At 66.7% G+C, this 7,375-nt stretch carries 8 protein-coding genes; 6 read left to right on the top strand and 2 right to left on the bottom strand.

Features of this window, described 5'->3' with window-relative positions; translation table 11 throughout:
- From M3498_14085 to M3498_14060, 6 genes are all read left to right on the top strand, one after another.
- Nucleotides 1-669 (top strand): 4Fe-4S dicluster domain-containing protein (locus M3498_14085; GenBank protein ID MDQ3460408.1); only part of this gene is annotated, 669 nt, incomplete at its 5' end.
- Complete coding sequence (locus tag M3498_14080) at nucleotides 669-1,277, top strand: NADH-quinone oxidoreductase subunit J (GenBank protein ID MDQ3460407.1); 609 nt, start codon at nucleotides 669-671, stop codon at nucleotides 1,275-1,277. The genes M3498_14085 and M3498_14080, both read left to right, overlap by 1 nt.
- Nucleotides 1,264-1,566, top strand: a complete 303-nt coding sequence (nuoK, locus tag M3498_14075; GenBank protein MDQ3460406.1) for an NADH-quinone oxidoreductase subunit NuoK — start codon at nucleotides 1,264-1,266, stop codon at nucleotides 1,564-1,566. Before M3498_14080 ends, nuoK begins: the two co-directional genes overlap by 14 nt.
- Nucleotides 1,563-3,782 (top strand): NADH-quinone oxidoreductase subunit L, encoded by a 2,220-nt coding sequence (locus M3498_14070; GenBank protein ID MDQ3460405.1) that lies wholly within the window; start codon nucleotides 1,563-1,565, stop codon nucleotides 3,780-3,782. The genes nuoK and M3498_14070 overlap by 4 nt, the downstream gene beginning before the upstream one ends.
- On the top strand, nucleotides 3,779-5,272 hold the full coding sequence (locus M3498_14065) for an NADH-quinone oxidoreductase subunit M (GenBank protein ID MDQ3460404.1): 1,494 nt from the start codon (nucleotides 3,779-3,781) through the stop codon (nucleotides 5,270-5,272). Before M3498_14070 ends, M3498_14065 begins: the two co-directional genes overlap by 4 nt.
- A 2-nt stretch (nucleotides 5,273-5,274) precedes the next feature.
- A complete protein-coding gene (locus M3498_14060) occupies nucleotides 5,275-6,735 on the top strand; it encodes an NADH-quinone oxidoreductase subunit N (protein MDQ3460403.1) in 1,461 nt (486 codons plus the stop codon).
- A 36-nt stretch (nucleotides 6,736-6,771) separates the two neighbouring features.
- On the opposite strand, the gene M3498_14055 is transcribed toward M3498_14060, so the two are convergent.
- Both M3498_14055 and M3498_14050 read right to left on the bottom strand, forming a co-directional pair.
- A complete protein-coding gene (locus M3498_14055; GenBank protein ID MDQ3460402.1) occupies nucleotides 6,772-7,167 on the bottom strand; it encodes a response regulator in 396 nt (131 codons plus the stop codon).
- Nucleotides 7,168-7,184: 17 nt separating this feature from the next.
- Nucleotides 7,185-7,375 (bottom strand): NAD-binding protein (locus M3498_14050; GenBank protein ID MDQ3460401.1); only part of this gene is annotated, 191 nt, incomplete at its 5' end.

Genomic DNA, 7,375 nt, shown 5'->3' with positions numbered 1-7,375 from the left:
CATCAAGCTCGTGCAGAGCGTGAGGTAGTTGAAGGTGAGACGAAAGCGCAGGTTGCCATGAGCCTTTTCAAAGAAGTCACCGATGCGCTCAAGGGCGTCGGCAAGGGTATGGGGGTAGTCCACAGGGCCGCCGATAAGGGCTCCTTTACCCAACTCTACCCCTACGAGCTGCCCGAGCTGCCGCCGGTGTCCTGCCAGTCCTTGGCGCTGATTACCGACGAGGACGGCTCCGACCGCTGCGTGAGCTGCCTCGCCTGCGAAAAGGTCTGCCCCAGCCAGGTGATCACCATCGAGCGAAAGCGCAACCCAGGGGGCAAGGGCTTCGTGCTCGAGCGCTTCGACATCGACCTGGTCAACTGCATGTACTGCGCCGCCTGCGTCGAAGCCTGCCCGGTGAGCGCCATCGTCACCATCCAGGACTTCGAGCTGTCGACCTACGACCTGCAGACCCTCAAGGCCGACAAACAGTTTCTAGACGAGCAGGGGAGACGGGCGGCGCAGTGGTACAGCCCCAAGAAGGGCGTCGAGCACCGCACCAAGCGGGGTAAGCTGGTGGTGGCGCCGCTGGAGGAGCAGCCTGGGGGAGAAGCCTTGAGGCTCGAGCAGGAAGCCAAAGAGGCGGCGGCTCGAGCCGCCCGTCAGGACAACAGGGGCAAAGAGGAGGCTTGATGGAGGGAGCCTTTAGCCCCAGCCTCGTCGCCTTCTACCTCATCTGTGCGCTGGTGCTCGGCCTAGCGATTCTCGCCGTCACCTCCGCCAACCTGGTGCGCGCCGCGCTGGCCTTGGCCTTTTCCTTTTTCGCCGTCGCGGGCATCTTCTGGCTGCTGGGCTCGCCCTTTTTGGCCGTCCTGCAACTCGTCATCAACGCCGGCGCGATTCCTATCGTCACCATCTTCATCGTGATGATGACGCACTCGAGGACCTCGCGCCTGCGCACGCCGGTGAACGCCCTGGGGGCGCTCGTCCTGGTCGTGCCGCTCACCGCCGTGCTCCTGGCCTTTGTCGTTGCGCTGACGCCCGCCGCCCCGCGGCCGACCGCGCTCGGCGTCGAGCGGCTCGGCGTCGAGCTCCTGCGCCTGCCCGGTCAGACGGTGACCTTGAGCAGCGGCGAGGTGATGCGCGTGCAGGGCGGGACGCTGGTGCCTTTCGAGGTGGTCTCGGTGATCCTCTTGGCGGCACTCGTCGGCGCCATCATCTTAGCGCGGCGCAACGAGACGACGGTGAGGACGCAAGACGCCGGCCAAGAGGAGGAGCCGGAGGCCGATGCTCACGCTTAACCACTTTCTGTCCTTGAGCGCGCTGCTCTTCGCTGTCGGCCTCTACGGCGTCCTCACCCGGCGCAACCTGATCGCCATCCTCATCGCCATCGAGGTCATGCTGAACGCCGTCCTGATCAACTTCGTGGCCTTTGGGCGCTACGGCGACAATGCTCAGGGCGACCTGTTCGCGCTCTACGTCATCGCTGTCGCGGCGGCGGAGGTGGCGGTCGGCCTAGCGATCTTTCTGAACGTGTTCAGGGCCAACGGCTGGGTGATGGTGGACGTGCTCCGGAGGATGAAGGGGTGACGCCTTCGCTAACCTGGGTTTCCCTGGCCTGGCTCATCCCCTTCCTGCCCGCTCTCAGCTTCGCCGTCAACCTCCTCTTCGGTCACCGCCTGGGCAACCGCCTGGCCGCCTCTTCAAGCGTCCTCCTCTTGCTCGCCAGCACGCTCCTGGCAACCGGCCTCTTCTTTGAAGTCCGTCAGGCCGCGCCGGCCTGGGACAGCGCGGGCGTCCTTGCCTTGCAGGAGGCGGAGTATGCGCGAGAAGGGCTCGAGGCCGAGCTGCAGCTGTGGCAGGCGAGGGGCACGGCCCCCGCCCAGGTGGCTTTCTTGGAACAACAGCTCAGGCAGCTAGACGAGCGGACAGCGGTCTTGATGGAGGCGGCGCTCGTCCGCCCGCCCGCCGAGGGCTTTCCTTTCAGCTTCGAAATCCCTTGGCTCGCCATCTCTGGCGAGGAGGGCCTGCCCTTCGGCTTCCTCCTCGACCCCCTCGCCGCCTTGATGGTTGTCATGGTGGCGTTGGTGTCTTTGCTCATCCACCTCTTCAGTATGGAGTACATGGCGGGCGAGGAGAGATACCCCACGTTCTTCGCCTATATCAGCCTCTTCGCCGCCGCCATGCTGATGATGGTGATGAGCCGAAACCTCTTTCACGTCCTGCTCTTCTGGGAGCTGATGGGCGTGATGAGCTACCTGCTGATCGGTTTTTTCTTTAAGAAAATAGCCGCCCAGCAGGCGATGAAGAAGGCCTACCTGGTGACCAAGCTGGCCGACCTGGGTTTTCTGCTGGCGCTCTTTTGGCTCTACCGGGAGTTCGGCACGCTCGACCTCGTGCGCCTGACGGAACTGGCGCCCACCGTCTTGGCGGGCGCGGCGGGCGCGGCGACCGCTATCGGCCTGCTCCTCTTCGTCGGCGCGGTCGGCAAGTCGGCGCAGTTTCCGCTGCACGTCTGGCTCTTGGACGCGATGGAGGGCCCCACGCCCGTCTCGGCGATGATCCATGCGGCGACGATGGTGGCGGCGGGGGTCTACCTGATGGCGCGCAGCTATCCCATCCTCGAGATGGGCCAGGCCCTGCCCGTGCTCGCCTGGGTGGGCGGCTTCACCGCGCTCTTCGCCGGCAGCCTGGCACCGGCCTTTGCCGACGTCAAGAAGATCCTCGCCTGGTCGACGGTCTCGCAACTCGGCTTGATGTTCCTGGGTCTGGGCGTCTTCGGCTGGGCGGCGGCGGTCTTTCACCTCGTCGCCCACGCCTGCTTCAAGGCGCTGCTCTTTCTCGGCTCGGGCTCGATGATCCACGGCTCGAGCACGCAGGATATCTTCGAGATGGACCGGCTCGCCAAAACGATGCCGGTGACGCGCTGGACGGTCGTCGTCGGCGGGCTGTCGCTGGCGGGCATCTTCCCCTTCGCGGGCTTCTGGTCCAAGGACGAAATCTTTTTGGCGCTCAAGGGCTACGGCTTTTTCGCGAGCGGTTTCGGCCTGCTCGTCCTCATGGCCTATGCCTCGGCCTTTCTGACCGCCTTCTACACGGCGCGCCTCTACTTCATCGCCTTTGAGCTGCCCGCCCGGCCCTCGCCCTGGAAGGCGGCGCCCTGGCACGGGGGTGACTTTCCCGAACTCAACATGTCGGCCGAGGAGGTGGCGCACGACGAGAGGATGAGCGGCCAGCACGGCCACGACGCGCACATGGAAGGGGTGGAAGAGGAGCGGCAGCCCCACGAGTCCGGCTGGAAGATGCTCATGGCGCTCGTCACGCTGGCTATCGCGGCGACGGTCTTCGGTCTGCTGGGCAGCCCGCTCCTGGCCAATGCCTTGCAGCGCTTCGTCTACTACGGCCCGCTGCCCCACCTCGAGCCCCTCTCCGCGCAACTCCTGGGCTTCGCCCTGGGCACGCTCGTCGCCGTCAGCGGCATCGCCTTGGCCTGGCTGCTCTACGTTCGGCAGTCCGTGAAGCTCGAGGCGCCCGAGAGCATGACGCGGCTCCTGCAGCGCCGCTACGGCATCGACACGCTCTACTACCGCCTCGTCGCCGACCCGCTCACCCGCGCCGGCCTGGCCCTGCCGCTCTTCGACCGGGACCTTATCGACGGCGCGGTAGACGGCCTCGGCCGGGCCTCCTTGCGCCTCGGGAACGTTCTGCGCCGCCTCCAGACCGGCCGGGTGGATCACTACGCCTGGACCCTGGCCCTGGGCGCCCTGATTCTCGTCATCGCCGTCAGCCTGGGGGCGCGGCCGTGATCAGCGCGCTCATCGCCCTGCCGCTCCTGGCGACCCTCGCCATCGCCCTCTTGAACGACGACGAGGCTTGGTTGAGCAAGCGCTTGGCGGCTGCCGTAGCAGGCTTGACGACCCTCTTGAGCCTGGGGCTGTGGCTCGGCTACGACCTCACGGCGGGGGGGTTTCAATACCTCGAGCACTACGCCTGGCTACCCGCGCTGGGGATTGACTACATCGTCGCCCTGGACGGGCTCAGCCTGCCCTTCATCTTTTTAACGGCGCTCCTGACGCTGGTCGCCTTGCTGACCGACTGGGGGGTGAAGGACAGGCTTTTCTTCGCCCTCTTCCTCGTCCTGCAGAGCGCCTTGACCGCTGTTTTCGCCGCGCTCGACCTGATCGTCTTTTTCGTCGCCTTCGAGGTGGTCCTCATCCCCATGTTCTTCATCATCGGCGTCTGGGGCTACGGCGAGCGTCGCTACGCGGCGATAAAGTTCTTGCTCTACTCGCTCTTCGGCTCGGTCTTTTTGTTCGTGGCGATCCTGGTGACGGGCTGGCTCGCGGCGGGGAGCGGCCCGGTGTCCTTCGACTACCGGGTCCTGCTCGAGCGCACCTTGGACCTTCGCGCCGCCGCCCCCTGGCTCTTCTGGGGCTTTGCGCTCGCCTTTCTGGTCAAGCTGCCCGCCTTTCCGCTGCACACCTGGCTGCCCCACGCCCACACCCAGGCGCCGACCGCCGGTTCAATCCTGCTGGCGGGCGTGCTCCTCAAGATGGGCGGCTACGGCCTGATTCGCTTCAACATGGCGCTCTTTCCCGAGGCGCTGGTCCAGGCTCAGGGCGTCCTGGCGGGGCTGGCGGTGGCCGGAGTGCTCTACGGGTCCTACGTCGCGCTGGGGCAGACCGATTTGAAGCGCCTGGTCGCCTACTCGTCGGTCGCGCACATGGGCTTCGTGCTCTTAGGCATCGCCTCGGCGACGCCGCTGGGCGTCCACGGCGCGGTCTACCAGATGGTCGCCCACGGCGTCATCACCGGCCTGATGTTCGGGCTGGTCGGCATGCTCAGCCACAGGACGCACACGCGGGCCATCGCGGCGATGAAGGGGGTGTACGCGGCGATGCCGGTCCTGGGCGGCCTCTTGTGGTTTTCGCTGCTGGCCGGAGCGGGCATGCCGGGGCTGGCGGGCTTCGTCGGCGAGTTCCAAGCGCTCCTGGGCGCTTTTCAAAACCCGGTGACCACCCTCTCGGCCGTCCTCAGCGTCTTCGGGATTCTTATAACCGGCGGGGTGATGGTCTGGACGATCCAGCGCGTCTTGCAGGGCGAGCCGACCGAGGAGATGAAGGAGCGCTTCGAACTGCGCGACCTGAGCGGGCTCGAGCTCGCCGCGGTGGCGCCCCTCGTCTTTTTGGCCATCCTCTGGGGGCTGTGGCCGCCCAGCCTCACGCCCTATATCGACAGCGCAGTGCAGCCCATCCTGGCGGCCTTCGAGGCGGCGACGCGGGTGGCGGGGCGGTGACGGTGGAAAACGCCCTCACGCTAGCGGCTTTTCTTGCGCTGCTGCTTTCAGGCGCGGCGACCCTGCTCCTCTCGACGCGTTTCGAGGCGCGGCCGCAGGCACTCGCCCTCCTCAACCTGGGCGCCCTGGCGCTGTCGGCCTTATGCTTCGCCCTCACGCTCACGAGTACGGGCACGCTCTACGGCATGGTGAGCGTCGGCGGCCTCACCTCCTACGCGGGCTTGGTGCTCTGCCTCATCGGCGCCTTGACCATCCTGGGCGTGATGGCCGACCCGCACAAGTACGAGGCGGGGACGGGCGAGATTTACGCGCTCGTCGTCTACACCGTCCTGGGCGGGGTGGTGATGGTCGGCGCCAACAACCTGCTGCTCTTTTACTTGGGGCTCGAGCTGTCAGCCTACAGCACCTACGTCTTGGTGGGCTACTACCGCGACGACGCCTACAGCACCGAGGCGGCGGGCAAGTACTTCACCCTGGGCGCGCTCGCCAGCGCGCTGTTGCTCTACGGTTTGAGTTTAGTCTTCGGCTCGAGCGACAGCGTTTTCTACGCGGACATCCTGGCCAACCTGAGCGCGGCGGCTACGATCCCGCCGCTTCTCTGGCCCGGCCTGGCGCTCTTGCTGGTGGGCTTTTCCTTCAAGCTGGCGCTGGTGCCCTTTCACGCCTGGACGCCCGACGCCTACCAGGGCGCGCCGACGATGGCGGCGGCGCTGCTGTCGGCGGGTCCCAAGGCGGCCGTGTCCATCGCCCTGGGTGGCCTGATGCTGCAGGCCTTTGCGGTGCCCGCCGTCCTGGCAGCCTTGCAGAGTGCGCTGGTCTGGCTGGCGATCCTTACTATGAGCGTCGGCAACCTCCAGGCACTGAACCAGAGCAACCTCAAGCGCCTCTTGGGTTACTCCTCGGTGGCGCAACTCGGCTACGTGGCGGTGGGGCTGGCGGCGGTGACGCCGGAGGGCTTGCAGGCGGTGATGTTCTACGTCTTGGCCTACGCACTAGCCAACCTCGGTGCCTTCACGGCGATCTCGGTCCTGCGGGGCAGGGGGGTGGGGGCGGAGCTGGACGCGTACCGGGGTCTCGGTCGCAGGCAGCCACAGGTCGCCCTTCTCTTCACCCTCTTTCTGCTCAGCCTGGCGGGCGTGCCGCTCCTGGCGGGCTTCGCGGCCAAGCTCTTCGTCTTCGGCAGCGCGGTGAACGCCGGGCTCTACCTTCTTGCCGCCGTGGCGATCTTCAACACCGTCCTGGCCTACTTCTACTACCTGCGGGTGATCGTGCGGATGTACCTGGACGCGCCCGCCGAGGGCGCTACGGGCCGGCTCGAGGTTGGCGGTATGGCCCTGACCGCACTGGCCCTGGCCGCCGTGGGCGTCGTCGTCCTCGGCGTCTTTCCGGGGCTGGCGCTGGGACCGGCGGCAGAGGCGTTGGCAGCCTTGCAAGCGCCGGCCTCCGGTTGGACGGCAAGGTAAACCCAGAAGGCCACCCTCTCTTGGCGAGCAGGCCTGCTAGGATGCGGGCGAGCGCAACATGCCCGCGACGATGCGGCCCACGTCCTTGCCGCTGAGCGGGCGCGTGAGCAGGTAGTCCGCCCGGACCTTGCGCGCTCCAAGCTGCGCCTCCTCGTCCTTGATGTCGGCCAAGACCATCACCGGCACGTTCTTGAGCCTGGCAACGCGCTTGACCCGGTCGCAGATGTCGATGCCGCTCACCACCGGCAGCTTGGCGTCGGCGACGATGAGGTCCGGCGTCTCCTGGCGGAGGCGCGCCAGGAGTTCGGCTCCGTCTCCTACCTCGACGACCCGGTAGTTGTGCGCCGAGAGGACCATCTCGAGGACGCTCCGCCTCCCGCTGTCGCTGTCCGCGAGAAGAATCGTCGCCGTGGTGGTTGCTTGATGTACCATGCTCGCTCCAAGAACCTCTAGCATGACTCCCCACGCTTCTCGGGGGTGACGAGCAGCTTGTGCAAGGCCGAATGGTCGAGTTCGCCGTCACCCTCCGCCTCGAGCCTCTCGTACCTCTGGGCCGCGCTCCGCACGTGGGGGAGGTCCAGGTCCAAAGGGGCGGCGAGCTCGAGCCCCAGCCGCAGGTCCTTGAGCTGCGTCTTCACCT

This window comes from Deinococcota bacterium (assembly GCA_030858465.1).
Lineage (GTDB): Bacteria > Deinococcota > Deinococci > Deinococcales > Trueperaceae > JALZLY01.
The sequence above is the reverse complement of the archived record's forward strand: the minus strand, read 5'-3'. Positions and strand labels throughout refer to the sequence as shown.